The organism is Leptolyngbya sp. Heron Island J, from assembly GCF_000482245.1.
Lineage (GTDB): Bacteria > Cyanobacteriota > Cyanobacteriia > Phormidesmidales > Phormidesmidaceae > Leptothoe.
On sequence record NZ_AWNH01000071.1, the window covers coordinates 102,342 to 118,963 of the forward strand.

Annotated in this window: 20 protein-coding genes; 13 read left to right on the forward strand and 7 right to left on the reverse strand. The window is 48.4% G+C overall.

Annotated features, from left to right (window positions below):
- Nucleotides 1-118 precede the first annotated feature (118 nt).
- The 3 genes from N836_RS59740 to N836_RS59750 all read left to right on the forward strand — a co-directional run bounded on the left by N836_RS59740 (nucleotide 119) and on the right by N836_RS59750 (nucleotide 2,543).
- Nucleotides 119-1,027 (forward strand): AAA family ATPase, encoded by a 909-nt coding sequence (locus N836_RS59740; RefSeq protein ID WP_023074399.1) that lies wholly within the window; start codon nucleotides 119-121, stop codon nucleotides 1,025-1,027.
- 68 nt (nucleotides 1,028-1,095) lie between these two features.
- Nucleotides 1,096-1,977, forward strand: a complete 882-nt coding sequence (locus N836_RS59745) for a dienelactone hydrolase family protein (protein WP_023074400.1) — start codon at nucleotides 1,096-1,098, stop codon at nucleotides 1,975-1,977.
- Between the two features lie 167 nt (nucleotides 1,978-2,144).
- Nucleotides 2,145-2,543 (forward strand): nuclease A inhibitor family protein, encoded by a 399-nt coding sequence (locus N836_RS59750; protein WP_023074401.1) that lies wholly within the window; start codon nucleotides 2,145-2,147, stop codon nucleotides 2,541-2,543.
- On the opposite strand, the gene N836_RS0138760 is transcribed toward N836_RS59750, so the two are convergent.
- Entirely contained in the window at nucleotides 2,540-3,562 is a 1,023-nt protein-coding gene (locus tag N836_RS0138760; RefSeq protein ID WP_023074402.1) for a DNA/RNA non-specific endonuclease, read from the reverse strand. The two genes, N836_RS59750 and N836_RS0138760, sit on opposite strands and share 4 nt — an antisense overlap.
- A 96-nt stretch (nucleotides 3,563-3,658) precedes the next feature.
- Here N836_RS0138760 and sodN point away from each other — a divergent pair, with 96 nt between their 5' ends.
- From sodN to N836_RS59765, 3 genes are all read left to right on the forward strand, one after another.
- Nucleotides 3,659-4,255 (forward strand): superoxide dismutase, Ni, encoded by a 597-nt coding sequence (gene sodN, locus N836_RS59755; protein WP_235071128.1) that lies wholly within the window; start codon nucleotides 3,659-3,661, stop codon nucleotides 4,253-4,255.
- Between the two features lie 79 nt (nucleotides 4,256-4,334).
- Nucleotides 4,335-4,760: a S24/S26 family peptidase gene (locus N836_RS59760; RefSeq protein WP_161635002.1), complete on the forward strand. Its 426-nt coding sequence runs from the start codon at nucleotides 4,335-4,337 to the stop codon at nucleotides 4,758-4,760.
- Between the two features lie 32 nt (nucleotides 4,761-4,792).
- Nucleotides 4,793-5,281 (forward strand): GNAT family N-acetyltransferase, encoded by a 489-nt coding sequence (locus N836_RS59765; protein WP_023074405.1) that lies wholly within the window; start codon nucleotides 4,793-4,795, stop codon nucleotides 5,279-5,281.
- Here N836_RS59765 and N836_RS59770 read toward each other — a convergent pair.
- A complete protein-coding gene (locus N836_RS59770) occupies nucleotides 5,278-5,715 on the reverse strand; it encodes an acyl-CoA thioesterase (protein ID WP_023074406.1) in 438 nt (145 codons plus the stop codon). The genes N836_RS59765 and N836_RS59770 overlap by 4 nt on opposite strands.
- Nucleotides 5,716-5,828: 113 nt before the next feature.
- On the opposite strand from N836_RS59770, the gene N836_RS59775 reads away from it, so the two are divergent.
- The 3 genes from N836_RS59775 to N836_RS59785 all read left to right on the forward strand — a co-directional run bounded on the left by N836_RS59775 (nucleotide 5,829) and on the right by N836_RS59785 (nucleotide 7,956).
- Nucleotides 5,829-6,686, forward strand: a complete 858-nt coding sequence (locus N836_RS59775) for a universal stress protein (protein ID WP_023074407.1) — start codon at nucleotides 5,829-5,831, stop codon at nucleotides 6,684-6,686.
- Between the two features lie 105 nt (nucleotides 6,687-6,791).
- Nucleotides 6,792-7,427 (forward strand): SMC-Scp complex subunit ScpB, encoded by a 636-nt coding sequence (gene scpB / locus N836_RS59780; RefSeq protein WP_023074408.1) that lies wholly within the window; start codon nucleotides 6,792-6,794, stop codon nucleotides 7,425-7,427.
- Between the two features lie 160 nt (nucleotides 7,428-7,587).
- Nucleotides 7,588-7,956 (forward strand): DUF760 domain-containing protein, encoded by a 369-nt coding sequence (locus N836_RS59785; protein ID WP_023074409.1) that lies wholly within the window; start codon nucleotides 7,588-7,590, stop codon nucleotides 7,954-7,956.
- Nucleotides 7,957-8,054: 98 nt separating this feature from the next.
- Here the strand turns inward: N836_RS59785 and N836_RS59790 are convergent, their stop codons facing one another.
- Nucleotides 8,055-9,287, reverse strand: a complete 1,233-nt coding sequence (locus N836_RS59790) for an HhoA/HhoB/HtrA family serine endopeptidase (protein ID WP_023074410.1) — start codon at nucleotides 9,285-9,287, stop codon at nucleotides 8,055-8,057.
- A 257-nt stretch (nucleotides 9,288-9,544) separates the two neighbouring features.
- On the opposite strand from N836_RS59790, the gene N836_RS59795 reads away from it, so the two are divergent.
- From N836_RS59795 to trhO, 4 genes are all read left to right on the forward strand, one after another.
- Entirely contained in the window at nucleotides 9,545-10,333 is a 789-nt protein-coding gene (locus tag N836_RS59795) for a LysM peptidoglycan-binding domain-containing M23 family metallopeptidase (RefSeq protein ID WP_161635003.1), read from the forward strand.
- A gap of 233 nt (nucleotides 10,334-10,566) precedes the next feature.
- The gene (locus N836_RS59800) at nucleotides 10,567-11,508 is read left to right on the forward strand and encodes a hypothetical protein (RefSeq protein WP_031293405.1); all 942 of its coding nucleotides are present in this window, start codon (nucleotides 10,567-10,569) and stop codon (nucleotides 11,506-11,508) included.
- A 181-nt stretch (nucleotides 11,509-11,689) separates the two neighbouring features.
- On the forward strand, nucleotides 11,690-12,538 hold the full coding sequence (locus N836_RS59805) for a histone deacetylase family protein (RefSeq protein ID WP_023074413.1): 849 nt from the start codon (nucleotides 11,690-11,692) through the stop codon (nucleotides 12,536-12,538).
- A 48-nt stretch (nucleotides 12,539-12,586) separates the two neighbouring features.
- The gene (gene trhO, locus N836_RS59810) at nucleotides 12,587-13,492 is read left to right on the forward strand and encodes an oxygen-dependent tRNA uridine(34) hydroxylase TrhO (RefSeq protein ID WP_023074414.1); all 906 of its coding nucleotides are present in this window, start codon (nucleotides 12,587-12,589) and stop codon (nucleotides 13,490-13,492) included.
- A gap of 12 nt (nucleotides 13,493-13,504) precedes the next feature.
- On the opposite strand, the gene N836_RS59815 is transcribed toward trhO, so the two are convergent.
- The 4 genes from N836_RS59815 to N836_RS59830 form a co-directional block, all read right to left on the reverse strand.
- On the reverse strand, nucleotides 13,505-14,332 hold the full coding sequence (locus N836_RS59815; RefSeq protein ID WP_023074415.1) for a M48 family metallopeptidase: 828 nt from the start codon (nucleotides 14,330-14,332) through the stop codon (nucleotides 13,505-13,507).
- A 16-nt stretch (nucleotides 14,333-14,348) separates the two neighbouring features.
- Nucleotides 14,349-15,050, reverse strand: coding sequence for a TIGR00266 family protein (locus N836_RS59820; protein ID WP_023074416.1), 702 nt, complete (start codon nucleotides 15,048-15,050; stop codon nucleotides 14,349-14,351).
- A gap of 101 nt (nucleotides 15,051-15,151) precedes the next feature.
- Nucleotides 15,152-15,829 (reverse strand): TIGR00266 family protein, encoded by a 678-nt coding sequence (locus tag N836_RS59825; protein ID WP_023074417.1) that lies wholly within the window; start codon nucleotides 15,827-15,829, stop codon nucleotides 15,152-15,154.
- 45 nt (nucleotides 15,830-15,874) lie between these two features.
- Nucleotides 15,875-16,537 carry a TIGR00266 family protein gene (locus tag N836_RS59830; protein WP_023074418.1) on the reverse strand — a complete coding sequence of 221 codons (663 nt, stop codon included), beginning with the start codon at nucleotides 16,535-16,537 and terminating at the stop codon, nucleotides 15,875-15,877.
- Nucleotides 16,538-16,622: the final 85 nt, after the last annotated feature.

The following is a 16,622-nucleotide window of genomic DNA, read 5'->3' on the forward strand; positions in this document are numbered from 1 at the left end:
CGCCATTATCCGTTGGCTATATTGGGGTATATGTCTGGAAACGGTTGCCAGTGAGCCAGGTCATTCCGCAATCTTGAACTCTATGGGTAAGCTGTAGTCAGTTCACCTAAGGGCAGCTATGCGCGATCGCATCGATCAAATCGTCCAGAACCTCAATAAAACCATTGTTGGTAAAGAAGACCCCATTCGACTAGTGCTGGTGGCACTTCTCTCCGGTGGTCATGTTCTGCTCGAAGATGTGCCCGGTGTAGGCAAAACTCTGCTAGCCAAATCCTTAGCCCGTTGCATTGATGGTAAATTTCAGCGCGTTCAATGTACTCCAGACCTTCTTCCCAGTGATGTAACAGGAACCAATATTTGGAATCCCAGCAGCGGTGCGTTTCAATTCATGCCAGGGCCAGTCTTCGCCAACATACTACTCACCGATGAAATCAACCGGGCGACACCGCGCACCCAATCAGCACTCTTAGAGGTGATGGCAGAACATCAGGTCACTCTTGACGGTGTCTCGCGTCCGGTGCCCGACCCATTTTTTGTCATTGCTACCCAGAATCCGGTGGAGTATCAAGGCACGTTTCCGCTACCTGAAGCCCAAATGGATCGCTTTGCCCTGTCTCTGAGCCTGGGTTACCCAACCGCTGCGGAAGAACTCAAAATGTTGCACAATCTGGGGCAGCCCGTAAAACCCGCCGACCTACAACCCTGCATCACGCTAGACGAAATGCATAGTCTGCAGCAGCAGTGCCAGCAGGTTAAAGTGGAAGAATCGGTCCAGCAATACATGATTAACCTGGTCCGCGCTACCCGTGTTCATGAAGATGTTGCTCTGGGTGTCAGTCCACGGGGCACAGTGGCCCTTTATCGTGCGGTACAGGCTCTAGCCTTTCTAGAAGATCGAAACTATACTTTGCCGGACGATGTTAAGGCCCTAGCCATACCCGTCTTAGCTCATCGAGTTATTGCCAGCGGTGGTCACAAGAGTGAACCCATTATTGCTCAGCTATTGGACACCGTTGCCGTCCCATAAAAAGTTTTCTCAGGTTGTTTTTACAAAAATTGAGTACCTTTAAACCGTTGCTATAGTACCTGCAAGCAATGCGCAAACTGTTAGGTCTTGCCTTAGTTACAGCTTTACTAGCCGTTGGCTGTGCCTTGGTCAATCTTCCCTCATCGAGTCCAACTCCTGCCGATAACCAGAGTAACGCTATGGCAGAACTCCACACAGACGATGCGCCTGTGGCGTCTCCTATGGCAAAGGATGTTGACCCCGATTTGGTGGTCGCAGAAGATGTTACCTACGGCACCTTTAACGACGTTCCTTTTGAGGGGTATCTGGTTAAGCCGGTTAATGCCGCCTCTCCTCTACCAGGTCTGATCGTGATTCAAGAATGGTGGGGGCTCAATGACAATATCCGTACTATGACCCGTCGGCTGGCGGCAGAAGGCTACGCTGCTCTAGCTGTTGATCTCTACGATGGTCAAGTGGCAGAAACCCCTGATGAAGCTAGAACCCTCGTCCAGGCTGCCATTCAAAATTCAGAGCGACTTACTCAAAACGTAGTCGCCGCTCACAACTATCTGGTTGACGCCCAGCAGGCTACGAAGGTCGGCAGTATTGGCTGGTGTTTTGGGGGCTCTTGGTCACTGAATACCGCCCTTGCCTTACCTACTGATCTCGATGCAGTTGTGATTTATTATGGCGGTCAAATTTCCACCGATCCAGCTATCCTTGAGGCACTGCAAATGCCTATTCAAGGGCACTTTGGAGCCTTGGATACCAACCCTTCTCCTGATACGGTTCAGGCATTTGAGACAGCGTTAAATGGTCTAGGTAAAGATACTGAGATTTATATGTATGAAGGGGCTAACCATGCCTTTGCTAATCCATCCGGCACCCGATATAACGCTGAGGCTGCAGACCTTTCCTGGCAAAGAACTGTGGCGTTTCTAAAACAGCATTTACAGGATAATAGTTAGCTGGGCTTTCAGGGTGATGGTTTAGTGGTTTGATGTATCTATTGCCACAACACCGGATAATATCACTTAGGGAGTCAACCTTGAATAAGGTCTGAATTTTGAGCATGACTCATCCGTTCAGAACCTCTTCACTCCTAAGTAAGCCCCTTAACCTGTTCCCATTGGTTATGCCTACAACCCAAGATCTGATACCTGAGCTGGAAGCTGCTTGCGAAGGCTTGTTATGGCGCAGTGAAACAGACTATCCCTTTGAGGTTGCGATCTTATCAGCTGGTGCTCAGTGCCCCAAGGTTGATAGTCTGCTTAAGAACTACCCAGACGATACTCCGATAGTCACCGTTAGCCTTGATGATTTTTTTGGACAAGCGACCGTAGAGCGAGCCTGGTTTGATTCTCGTGAATTAACTCTGGTCGAACGCTATCGAAATTTGCGAGATTTACTTGAAACTACCTTAGAAAACCTCCAAGTCTACCGTATCGGTAATGGGGAAATGGATGTTTATCTCATCGGAGAAACTGAGGATGAGCAGGTGGTTGGAGTAAAAACTAAAATTGTGGAGACTTAACGACTACTACGCTGAGCTTCAATTACTGCCTGTACTGTATCAGGAACGTCCGACAACAAGTCATAACCTGTAGCTAGCTCAATCCGATCAATTGAGGTTTGATACGTCTGCCATTGTTCGTCGAGTTGAGCACTGTTAGGCATATCCACAGCAATCGTTTCAGTGTTATAGGTAACGTTGTCCACAGTCGGTTCATCGTCAAAAAGAACAATGACTTTCCAGGTCCGACTGGGGGGAATAATCCGCCTCTTCGCAATGGGTTGCTTTTGACCATAGACACCACCAATGATGTAAAGCGTTTTCCTTTGCTCATAGACCAAGTCACGACCATAATTTTCCAGCTCTTTCCATGGTCCGCGATTGTTCTCAGCGATCTGGGGGAAAATATTGGTCATTAGAAATGTTGCTGAGTTGTCTGGCTGGCTGGCCGTACGGTCGGCAGAAGGCACCATATGTCCTCGGTCGTAGCCACTGTTGGTGTAGTCTCCAGGGGTAACTTGGTATGCTCCCTTGGGTAGTACTCCATCAGGACGAAAGTCATTTTGTCGATCGATACTGCCCATCCAGTCACGATTCAATACCCAGCTGGCCCAGTGCAAAATTCCACGACTTTGACTATATGCCAGCACATACTGCTCTCGATCAATTAAGTAATTATCAATATTCTCTTGTCCTGCATGACTAGGATTTCCTAGGGCAATATGGGGATTATTGGAGAAATAGGTCTCCCAGTCTAATTCAGGTGTGATTTTGGGTAGCTGTTCGCAAGCAAGCCCGTTGCCATCACCATCTAGGTTATGGGGGTCGCCTGTGAAACCATCAAGAACTCGCTGGGCTAATTCTTGACTAATAAAGTCACCACAGTCGCAGTTTTGTTCAGCACATGGGGGCAAATGGGCATTGGGGTCGGCTGTCTGCGTGACTAAATTATCGCAGCCTGTGATGGCCAGCAATAAGAGTGCTGTTTTGGCGGTATCCGATAACCAATCTGGCCAATGGCCTAAACCTTTATATCTCAACGATCTGACTAGGGTAGTTGCTTTGCTCCCATGAGTTTACCCCGGTAATAGTACAAAAATATTATAAATATTGCAAAATAAATCCTTATACGTCCTTTGGTATCCCCCAGAGAGGGATGGGAAAACGGCAGTATACTGTTAACTGCGCTGGACGATTTCGCTGAAGGATTTTTCCGACGAAGCTTCTGGCAGACGACCCATCAAATAATTAACCGATTGGTGACTATGCTCAACAACGCAATTGCATTACTAAACGCCTGGTTCCCGGCTACTGAGGTCCATGCCCACTGTGATGGTCCCTGTGGTGTTTACGATCCGTCTGCTGCTCGCATCACCGCTGAAGCTGTGCTCTCAATGACTAAGAAAATTTTGGCCCTTGAGGAGCCAGCTGATGCAGCTGGTAAAGCAGCCTACGCGAACACTCTTTCTCGTTACATTGCGATCAAGGAAGAGCAGGCTCAAAAAACTAAGGAGGATTTGCTGATTCTGTGGACTGACTACTTCAAGCCGGTACACCTAGAGTCCTATCCCGACCTGCACGATACCTTCTGGAAAGCTGCTAAGCTTTGCTCCGCTTGCAAAGTAGAAGTTAGCCAGCAGCATGCTGAAGAACTGATGGCGGCTGTTGAGAAGATTCACAACATCTTCTGGGCAACCAAAGGCCGTGATGTGGCTTGGTATACGGCTAGCTAGTGGCTGTATAGTCAGTATTTAAGATGTCCCGCAAAGTGTTTGCTTTGCGGGATTTTTATATCTGTATGGGGCAATGACAATGGGCGGACGACGTCCTCTAGTAGAAAACCCAATTCCTGATTCTGGATGGAGAGAGTACATTCAGTGGTTGTTGAGGCGACGACAGCGGTTTATAGTGCGGGAAAATTCTATGGTGCCGACTTTAATGCCAGGGGATACGGTTTTGGCAGAGATAGGCGGCGCTATCAAAGTAGGAGATATTGCAGTTGTACGCTGGAGCAGTTATGTCAAGCTATCAGGAGTGTCTGAGCAGTGTGTCAACCAGGGCTCTGCTCTGCCTTTGTTGCTGGTTAAACGAGTCAGCGAAATCTTCTATGACGGTAGTGTATACCTGATCAGCGATAATGCTCATGAGCCTAGTGCCCGTGACAGTCGACACTTTGGTGTCATCGAAGCAACCTGCATTCTTGGTCGTGTTACCAGTCGTTTGGCTTCATCGCTTTAGTCATTTTTTATCTATTTTTCACTAATCACTCAATGGCAGCCCCCATTAATATTAGCCCCGCAATCCGTGATGATGTCCCCTTACTGTTTGAACTTGTCATGGCTTTGGCCGAATATGAGAACCTGGCCCATGCCGTGAGTGGCGCACCAGAAGATTTGGAGAAATATCTTTTTGGTGATCACCCAAAAGCCCACGCTATTGTTGCTCGTATTGATGGGGCTCCTGCTGGTTTTGCGCTTTATTTTTTTAATTTCTCCACGTTTTTAATGAAACCAGGCATTTATTTAGAAGATCTATTTGTTTTGCCTGGGTATCGGCGACGAGGTATTGGAACTGCCATTTTTCAATATCTCGCCCAGACTGCTTTAGCTAAAGGTTGCGGACGTTTTGAGTGGAGTGTTTTGGATTGGAATCAACCTGCCATTGATTTTTATATGTCCAAAGGTGCTGTCATGCTTAATGACTGGCGTACCTGTCGGGTGGCTGGTGAAGCACTAGAAGATTTAGCTGTTAATGACTAAGCTGCAAAATACTCCACCAGTGAGTCAAACATGGGTTGTAATTTGGTGGGTAGCCGTCGGGCAATTTTCCGTTTAGTCATGTCGATAGGCACTAGTAAGGCATGTCCTGTAATACAAAGCTGAGGTGTTTCAGGCGTTGTATTGTAAATCTCATACAGCCAAGTCAGCTTGACCCGTTGTTTCACGTCTAGTCGAGTTCTGACCAAGCCTTCAGTTCCTAATGTGAGGGGTTGGTGATACCGTAATTGGAGATCGACAACGGGTAAGTCGTAGCCTGCTTCGACGAATTCCTCAAATGCAAATTCCAGGGAACGGAGGCACTCTACTCGTGCTGTTTCCATCCATTGAATATAAGTGCCATGCCAAACAACACCGCTATAGTCTGTGTGATGAGGCTGTACTCGAAACCTATAGTCAAACCAGCGGTGAGTCATAGAGAAAATATTTACCAAACTACGAATTGTGAACCCTACTGTAGTTTACAAAAACGGGATGCGTATCATAGGTATTTAACATCTTTGAGAGTTTATCCCATAGGGTTTATTCAATGATCGAAAAGATTTTGCTAGCTAGCTCTGGTCCAGGCAACACCGAGACCATGTTTAAAGCCCTGCTGGAAATTCCAATGATTCAGCGGGCTCAGGTGACCGTGTTGAAGGTCATTCCACCTCAAAACAGTGCGGGCAAAATGGACAGTCAGCTGGCTGATAGTGAGCAGCAGCTTGCAGAGACAGTGGCTCGTTTAGGAATTGAAGACTCAAAGGTTAACCCGATGTTACTTGAAGGTGAACCTAAGGATATGGTCTGTAAGGTGGCTGATGAAACTGACGCTAACCTAATTATTATGGGGTCTCGTGGCCTGGGTGGACTGAAGGCAATTTTTAAGAATTCGGTCAGTCAGTATGTGTTTCAGCTGTCCTCAAAGCCGATGCTACTGGTGAAAGATGATCTTTACAGTATTCGCCCGATTAAGCGCGTCCTAGTGGCCCTTGATAAATCAGATATGGCCAGGGAGTCGCTGAGGGTTGCTATCGATTTAACCCGTGATATTAAAGACAGTGAGCTGGTCTTTGTGCATACATTGTCTAATTTACGCAGCTCCATTGATGAGGCCATTAATGCCAATCCGGAAACTGATCCAGTGCTGGCTCCTGCGATCGCAGAAGCGAAACGGTATCGTATCAACTATCGTTGCCTGGCACCAGAAGGCAAGCCCGGTCAACGTATTTGTGCGCTGGCAGATGAACTCAATGTGAATCTGCTGATTTTAGGGTCTCCCGATCGTCGACCTTCTATTGCCAAGGGGCTTCCGGATATTGATCGTTTACTCGGTGGCTCTTTATCTGACTACGTGCGCATCAATGCCCCCTGCCCAGTTTTGCTGACTCGTATTGCTGCCAACTAATGGTGGCATGAAGCCTAAGGTGGGGCGTTCTAACTTGGAATCTTGGGCATCCATAAGTGATGCCCCTGCGCTATTCTTGACCCACATTTGCAAGTAGTTGTAACTATGGCGTCTTTATCCCACACCATTGAAGCAATCTTATACCTCAAGGCAAAACCTCTTAACATTGCCCAGATTGCCGAGTATGCCAAGTGCGATAAAGATACTGCTGAGGAAAGTCTGATTCAACTGATGGGCGACTATGCTCACCGGGATGGAGCTTTGGAGATTGCTGAGACTGAAAATGGATATAGCCTGCAACTACGACAACCATTTAAGCCCCTCCTAGATGAGCTGATTCCTCTAGATATCGGATTAGGTGCCCTGAGAACTCTGGCAGCAATAGCGATGCGAGGACCCATTAGCCAGACGGACTTAGTCGATTTACGCGGGTCAGGGGCCTATGGCCATGTGCATGAGCTAGTCGATCAGGGGTTTGTGCGTCGCCGTCGTCAATCCGATGGCCGTTCTTTCTGGTTGCAAGTCACCGAAAAGTTTTATCAACGGTTTGAAATTGATAAACTTCCACAAATTAATTTACCTGAAGCCACGCAGGAGCCCTCAGAATCCATCGAAACAACCCTGGAGAAAACTACGGAACATGCTGATGATTTATCTGCCAGTTCAGAGGTTCCGATAGTCTCAAGCGCTTTACCTGATAATGATTCAACGATTGATTCAGTAGTGCTCTCAGAGCCTTGACAGGTTTATCAAGGAGTTAATAGCCTATTAAGCTATCGTTAATCTAACGAGTATGTTAGGGCATGTTGAAGATATGTCGTTCACACTGATGATTCGTGGAAGTGCTAGCTGAAATCGGCTTTATCACGCTAAGGTAATTAGAAGCAATACATAACCATTTATGTTTAACCCTGATAGCGCCCAATTCATCGGCATGGGTTCTGAAGATACGCAAGTCAACCAGTTACTGAAGTATCTGCAACATCAGCCGCCTGAGGTCCTGACCCGTGTTGCTCAATCAGTGAGTGGTGAGATCAAGCAAATCATTTCTCAAAATGTTCAGGGGCTAATTGGAGTGCTTCCCTCTGAAGGGTTCAATGTCCAGGTGACAACTGACCGTGAGAATCTAGCTGGGTTGCTCGCGTCGGCGATGATGACAGGCTATTTCTTGCGTCAAATGGAGCAGCGCATGGAGCTTGAATCCAGTCTTGCTGGAGTATCGGCTTTAGATAATGACTTGGATAGCGACCTTTCGGATGTAGACAGCTAGCCTGGCCTTTAATTCTCCAAATGCATGGGTTGTGCAAAACAGTGTGTTATGCACAACAATAGTCTGAGGTGAAGTTGAGCTAGCTGACCAGGCCTTGTCTAATGGAGTCCATTAGGCATCTTAGTTGGTTTCACTTCTAGTGTTTTTAATTCACCATTGCGATCCACCTCAACCTTAAGAGATTTACCGATGCTGCTTGATTCTACTTGGGCTTGCACATCGGTAGCAGTGGCGACCTCTACTTCGTTCACCTTGCTGATCACATCACCCCGTTTGATACCGGCAGCTTCGGCAGGTGTGTCTTCCATAACGCGAATAACCATAACCCCTGAGTCGGCCTCAATGGCAAAGTCCATGTCTTCGCTTGCATTAATGCGCTGACGCATATCCGGATCAAGATTGACCATCTGGATACCCAGGTAAGGATGCTGTACTTCCCCATCTTCAAAAAGCTGATCACCAATTCGTTTAGCAGTTTCAATTGGGATCGCAAAACCCAAACCTTGAGCACCAGCACGAATAGCGGTATTCATGCCAATAACTTGGCCTTGGGCATTCAGTAGTGGCCCGCCAGAGTTACCTGGGTTGATAGCTGCATCGGTCTGAATAAACTGGACGCGCTTATCAGAGATGCCTACTTGAGAACTGGTCCGACCTAAGGCACTAATAATGCCAGCGGTGACAGTATTGTCTAATCCCAAGGGGTTGCCGATGGCAATAGCCCATTGCCCTGCTGCCAGATTATCGGTTGAGCCCAGGGGAGCCGTGGGTAGCTTTTCTCCATCAATTTTGACAATAGCCACATCGGTCACCGGATCGGTACCCACAACATCACCTTCAAAGGTGCGGCCATCGTTAAGAGTAACGTTAACCGTCTGTGCGCCTTCGACTACATGGGCATTGGTCATGACCTGACCATCGCTACTGAGGATGAATCCAGAACCGGTGCCTTGTTCTAGGCGCTCAGGCAGTTCTGGTTCTACTGGAAACTCGTCTGTAAAGAATCGTTTAAAGAGAGGATGCTCAAAGGGTTCGGATACGCCTCTCACCGATCGAGAAGCATCAATACGAACCACAGCAGGCCCTACCTGCTCAGCTGCAGCTGCAATAAAATTAGGATTATCAATCGGAGGATAGCTACGCGGCTGAGGTTGAGCTACAGCTTCTGTAGGCTCAGCGGTCGTTTGCAAAATCGAAGTAGCGATAGGTAGCTCGCTATCCGGTTCCTCAACGACGGGCTTGAAAAAATAGCTATGACTGGCCCAGCCAGCACCGCTGCCAACCAGAAGTAAGCCTGCATATAAACCGATTTGCTTGGGAGAAATTTTCATTATTGCTGCCTCATCAACTGGAGATGAGGGTTTTAATGACCTTACCTTAGCGAAGATTAGTTCGAAAATGTATGAGCTGAAGCACACACTGTTAAATGCCTCTGTCCATGGTACTGAATCTCGGTGCTGTGCTCAGGTAAATTTCCTTACCAAAGTGACGAAATGCAGGTTTGCTGTTGTTTACAATCCTGGGTGCTCCAAGAATGCATGTATTCCAAAGATTTCATAAATATCTGCCAATATTGTCTGGATTTGCCTTGGTTGCTACTGGCTTCACCCTGCCTGCGCAAGCTTTACCCTGTCCGCAAGCAGCCCTTTCCCAGGTGGTCCGCCATCGCACTGAGGCTGGAGAAACCCTAAGCACTGTTGCCGCCGAGTATGGTTTGCTCCCGACAACGCTGATTGCTATGAATCCTAATCTGCCTGCTCAGGGAGCTTTACCGGTGGGTCAGGTCATTGAAGTCCCTCCATTTAATGGTGTAGTTGCCCAGGTGGAGGCTGGTCAGACCTGGCAGTCGTTGGCCGAACGCCATGGCACAAGAGCTGATCTATTGTTTGAGATTAATGGATGCCCGGATACCTTGCCTCGGCGTGTGTTTATTCCAGGGAGTAATCAGATCGTTGCTGACCCGGTATCGATCTCTTTGCGCTATCCGTTGCCAGCACCGGCAAAGCTAATCCTCAGCTATGGTTGGCAGCCTCATCCTCAACGGGATGAGCTTGTTTTTAACAGTGGTATTGCGCTGGAGGCTATGCCAGAGACTGAGGTGATGGCAGCGGCAGATGGCATTGTGGCATCTGTTGGAGAGAATAATGGCACCTTGATGGTGGTCGTTAATCATCGCAATGGCCTTCAGACGCGTTATGGCAACCTCGAGAATGTTGCTTTGCGGGTCGGGGATGCGGTTAGTGAAGGTAGTCGGTTGGGTACTGTAGCAGGGCGCGCTTCAGAGTCCTTTATGTATTTTGAAGTGCGCATCAACTCTAATGAAGGTTGGGTTGCCCGTAATCCGGGGCTATACCTGGCTGAATTAAGTCTGCAATAGTGGCTTGTTTTATCATGTGGGGACGGCACAACACTAGTCCCAGTTTTAAAGATGGGTAATAGGCAGAAAAGGTACTTTTTGGGGTGGCAAACGCTTATATATTGGGCAAACTTGTCAGATATCTGAAGAATTGCAGCGTAAAGCTAGTCATCTCGATAAAGAAGCCGTACAATGCCGATATTCTATGTTCGATACCGTAAGTGAGGGTGCTGTTGTAAGGAACGTATTGTGCTATGGCTAGGCATCCAATCTTGTTTAAGCGACTATCTAAGAGATTAGAAGGACTTTTTAATGGGTCTTCAGGGCGGGTTACGCGTTCTCAAAGCAGACGGAAGACTCGATCTGCTGCGGCCAAGTTGGAGGTCGCCAGTACTAAGCTATCTGAGCCTAAAGCCACTAAGTCTTCAGTCGATAAGGTGAGTATCTCTCAGAAAAAGGTGCTTAAGCGCGGGAAGTTTTGGTCAAATTTATTGTGGGTCAGACCCTGGTTGCTGGTAGTGGTCCTATGGCTAACGTTCGTTTTGATGATTGCGATCGCACTGGCCGGTCTTTCTAACCCCGGTCGGGAAATGGCACTGGAGCCCGTAAAAAGTAGCATTGTTGGCCAGCCATTAAGTGCGCCGGATGCGGCAGCAGTTTCCCGTCTCATCCCCCGTGACCAAGTCGTTTTGGCTCAGCGAGACCCAGCTGCCACCTTGCCTGGTGCCGTAGAACAGTCGATGCCTGCCTGGCCATTGTTAGTCATGGTGGCGGCCTGTGCAGGAGGCTGTATGCTGATGTCCAGCCAGGGGACATTAACCCCTGAGTCACGTCGTGGTCGCAGACGGGGAGTAACGACGGCTCAAACTGGGCCGCGTCCTGTCGGGCCTCGTTCTGTCAAGCTGCGACCTGTGCGTAATGGCAGTGGCAAGCGCCGGGCTAAGTATCGTCGTAATGCTCAGCGGAGTACGACTACTCCAGTCGTGGCGATTCGTCCCCCAGGTCAAAAGCAGCGACCAGCGCCGCAGCAATCAGTGCCGAGTAGATCGCAGCCTGTTGCCTCTGCCAATGGTGGAATGGCCTCTGCTGTCACAGTGGTACCCGATAATGAAACCTCTCCGCTAGATTGGAAAGAGGGGAGTTTGGCCCATAAGCTAGATGTGCGTCAGACCCGCTCAATTAATTCGTTTTTATAGGTTTGTGTTGATCCGTATTGGGCGAATGGTCGGAGCTGCAATGTTCTGGGTCATGTCATACCCGCATCATTTTGTACTATCTATATTGAGCTGCTTTCCTTAGAGAATAATTTTGACGGGTCTGCCGGTGATTTATCACCCTGATTACATCACACCTTTACCTGCAGGGCATCGGTTCCCGATGCCAAAGTTTAAGATGCTGCGGGATTTATTGGTACGCGACGGTGTCATTCGTGAAGATCAGATTTATCAGCCAGGACGTCCGCCCCAAGCCTGGCTAGAGTTGGTGCACAAGTCGTCCTATGTTGAGGCTTATTGTGAGGGCAAGCTAGATGCAAAGGCCCAACGACGGATAGGCTTACCCTGGAGTGAGGGGTTGGTGCGACGGACCTGTACGGCAGTAGGGGGAACCATCCTGACAGCAAAGCTAGCGCTAAACCAGGGCTTGGCCTGCAATACTGCTGGGGGAACTCACCACGCCTTTCCAGGCTACGGATCAGGGTTTTGTATTTTTAACGATATTGCGATCGCCATCCGTTTGCTCAAAGCCCAAAACTTACTGAGCACTGTTTTGATTGTTGATTTAGATGTCCATCAAGGTGACGGTACCGCCTGGATTTTCTGCCACGATCCCAGCGTATTTACCTTTTCTATGCACTGCGCTGTCAATTTTCCAGGGCGCAAGCAAACCAGTGATTTAGATGTGTCTTTAGATGAGGGCACTGAAGATGATGAGTACTTAGCAAAGCTAGAGGCACACTTGCCAGATTTACTGGCCCAGGTCAAGCCAGACTTGGTTTTGTACGATGCTGGCGCTGATCCCCACCGCGATGATCGTTTAGGTAAGCTAGCCTTAACTGACGAAGGGCTGTATCGTCGCGATCGCTATGTGTTAGAAACCTGTGCTCAGGCCAGATGTCCTGTTGCCTGTGTGATTGGCGGCGGCTATGGCAAAGACATGAACGCTCTGATTTATCGACATTCATATCTGCATCGTGCTGCCAGCGAAATCTATCAAAAATATTGCTAGAAATCTAGGATAGAGTTGTATAGCTTTAAGCCTCACGACCTCTTTCCCATGTCCTGGACCGTAATTACCTTCTACAAATTTGTTCAGCTCGATGATTTTGCTGATTTGCAGCAACCTTTGCGAGAGCTGTGTCAGGTCCACAATATTAAGGGCACAATCTTACTGGCGCTGGAGGGGATTAACGCCACAGTGACGGGCACCGATGAAGGTTTAGATGCGTTACTGTTTCACCTTAAGCAAGATCCACGGCTGTCTGATCTCACCCACAAAACATCATGGGCCGAAGAACAGCCGTTTGCTCGTATGAAGGTAAAGCTCAAAAAAGAGATTGTTACTTTAGGACAACCAGAGGTGAGCCCTACTAAAAAAGTAGGGACATATATTGAGCCAAAAGACTGGAATCAGGTGATTGCCGCTCCAGATGTGGTGGTAATTGACACGCGAAATAACTATGAGGTGGATATCGGCAGTTTCCACGGGGCCACGAATCCTGAGACCAATTCCTTTCGAGAGTTTCCGGATTATGCGGCTCAGCAGTTAGATCCGACCCAACATAAAAAGGTAGCGATGTTTTGTACAGGGGGAATTCGTTGTGAAAAGGCGTCTTCTTATTTGCTAGAGCAGGGCTTTGAGCAGGTTTATCACCTCAAGGGCGGCATCCTTAAGTATTTAGAAGAAGTTCCAGCTGAAGACAGTCTCTGGGAAGGAGAATGTTTTGTTTTTGACGAACGGGTAACCGTGCAACATGGCCTAGAGCCCGGTAACTATGCCATGTGTCACGGCTGTGGGTATCCGGTTTCAGACGAGGATATGCAGTCGTTCCACTATGAGCCGGGGATTGCCTGTCCACATTGTTATGACAAACTCAGTGAGACTCAACGTGCCCGCTTTGCCGAAAGAGTAAAGCAGCGACAGTTAGAGAGTCAGCGGCAGTCCCTCGAAAATAAAGCCTGAATCATTAATGTGTTATGGCATCAACGATGGGGGTAAGTGAGTTTTCTCACCTACTTGGTATCCTTGCTGCTTGATGAGACGTTCAAGGTTACGCACGCGCTTTTGCGATGGTGGGTGGGTGGCTAGAATGGCTAGTCCAGGGCGTTCTTCCTGACTCAGTCGATCAAAAAAGTCAGTGGCCCCGGCAGCATGGCCATAGGTCTGGTTAAGCAGGGTGAGGCCGATTCGATCGGCCTGTTGTTCTTGCTGTTGGGAAAACTGAGCGTTGGCCAGGGCAGAAATGCTGGTGGTTGCGATCGCTCCGATGGAACCAAAGTCACCTACAATCCCTGAGAGGGAGAGTTGTAATAAGACCTGTCGGCTAAGAGCCCGTAAGTGATCCCGATTGGCAAAGTGGCCGAGTTCATGGCCCAGGACCATCATTAACTCGTTTTCGGATACAACCTCAGCCAGTAATCCCTGGTGGATGATGATGCGATCTCCCGGTATCGCTAACGCATTGACCGTCGCGTCAGGCACATACAGCACCTGATAATCTCGTCCAGTACGCTGCTCAGTAGGTAAGTGGGCTTCTAATCGATCTAACAGCTGGTTAAGTGTATTCTGTGTGGCCGATGGTTGAGCCTGCGCCTCATAAATGGGAACCATTGCTCTGCCTAGCTGTTGTTCGACGCTGGTAGGAATAAACCAAACCAAAGCCCCGGCTAACCAAAAGGTAAGTGCGATCGCAATACCGATACCCATAACAAACAGAGCCAACAGCGTCAGCAACTGACGATTACTCGGCGGCGGTGTGTTTTCGCTATAGGCGGCTGTACCAGGTGGAAGCTCAATGGGCATTTTGCGATTGCTTGCTCTAATTGTTGCTTTTAGTTGGGCGGAAAGGATTTAGAAAGTTAACCAACGAATAGACATTACGGGATTGAACCCACAATCTGCCTGTGCCACTAAAGCGAGCCACCAAGCCCTCTCCACCAAAAATACCGGTCCTTAAGCCTCTAAACGATAGGCCACTAATCATTTCAATGTTATAGCTGAGAGTATCTTCAAAGGCGACGATATAGCCGGTATCTACTACATAGTCGCCTTCTACAGGAATCTCTAAAATTGCACCAAACGAACTAAACCAAAAGTCGCCCTGGCCAGTCACCTTTAAAAGAAAAAGTGACTCTCCACTAAAAAAGCCTTTAAATCCTTGAAATTTACTATCAATAGCAACCTCTGGTCCAGCGGCGACAAAACCTGATGATTGCACCATCAGGTTTTGTCTGCCATCCAAAACATAGTGTTGAATATCACCAGGTACACCTGGTGATATGTACAAGTCTCCAGATTGCCCCTGAGCTGTAAACTCGCTGATAAATAGGGATTCACCGCCCAGCATGCGACCCAGGCCTTTTTTCCATCCGCCTTTAACTTTAGACTTCATCTCAATACAGCTGTCCATCGCTGCCATAGCACCTGCTTCTGCAGACACTGTTTGGTTAGGTTTTAGACTGAGCTTGAGCGACGCATAAGCTGGGTTATGGTCGATGGTGTATGCAATTTCAGTACTCATATAGCTTAGTTCCTGTTTGCTGGCTGATTTATAGCGGTTGGGTATCGGCTTCGCTCACCCCTCAGTTGTTTTTAACCTTAGCTAGGTGAGCGGAATCGAACCTAACGAGGGGGAAGCTTACTGCCGACTAAGCGCCCGAATGAGCCAGGATTGTGGGTTTGGCAAAAGACTTTACCGTGGCCTCTAAACTGACAGACAAAACCTTCTCCACCAAAAACCGCGCCGAGCCAGCTTTTATTGGCTTTAGCAATGCTGTAGTCGAGGGTACGTTCAAAGGCAACAATATGACCTGTATCTACCACGTAATCTCCGTCTACCTCCACTTCATAAATGCCTCCAAAAGCACTGAGTAGGACCAAGCCGGAGCCACTGGCTGTAAGCCAAAAAAGAGACTCTCCCGAAAAAAGACTTTTGAAACCGGTGAACCCTAAGTCAATATCGACACCTGGGGTACTGGCCATATAGCCTGTGGATTGGACGACGAGTTCTGTTTCGTCGAGGGTATAGGGGAGAATGTCACCAATGAGTTTGGGGGCCAGGTATAATTCTGCAGAACTATTGCCTGAGCGAAAAACGCTCATGAACAGGGATTCCCCGGCCAACATTCGCTTTAAACCGCCAAAGACACCGCCACCTTTGCCTTTACGGAGCGTGGTGCTGACGTTGACAAAGCCGCTCATGGCAACCATGGCTCCGGCTTCGACAATCAGCTCCTCTTGGGGATCCATTAAGATTTTTGCGATCGCGCTATCCGGCTGATGTAAAAGCTCAAGTTTCATATGCTTGTAGATTTATATAAGTGTTGTTAGGGCGTCTCAGCTTCTCTAACGCAGCTTTGTTCTGAGAAATCGCACCAACCCATCCATACTGCGAGACTGCAGATATATTTTGCCGCGCCCTTGCAGACGATTGATAAACCCTTCTCCAGAGGTAACGGAACTCACCATTCCCCCTGAGAGCCCAACATTCATTTTTATACCGGGTTCATAGGCCACCAAATGACCGTTATCCACAATGAATTCATCTTTGACATAGACTTCCGAAAGACCGCCATAGGCCCCAAAGAAGACCAAACCTCGTCCGCTCAGCTTGAGCTTAAACAGACCTTCACCCGCAAACCAACTAGCAAACCCAGCCCACTGCATACTTACTTTGATGCCAGCACTATGGGCAATATAGGCCCCAGGCTGTAAGCACAGCTCATTGCCATTGAGTTCCATTCGGGTGATGTCACCTACCGTAGATTGGGTGAGCACCAACTCTTGAGGACTATCGGTGCGATTGGCAAATTGATTCAAAAACAGAGATTCGCCACCGAAAAACGACTTGAGCAGCCCTGGAATTAACCCGCCAAAAAAGCCTGTGTTCATGGACAATTGCCCGTCCATGCTAGCCATTGCCCCTGCTTCTGCAAAAATACGCTCCCCTGGCTGCAGGGTAATGAATAAGGTGGCAAACGCTGGCTTATAGCGAATTTTATACTTCATCGCTAACACTCCCGTAGATAGGTCGGATGGGTGTCATCCTTCTCAGACTACCTAGATCGGGCAGGAAAGTAACAGCGGGAGTTGA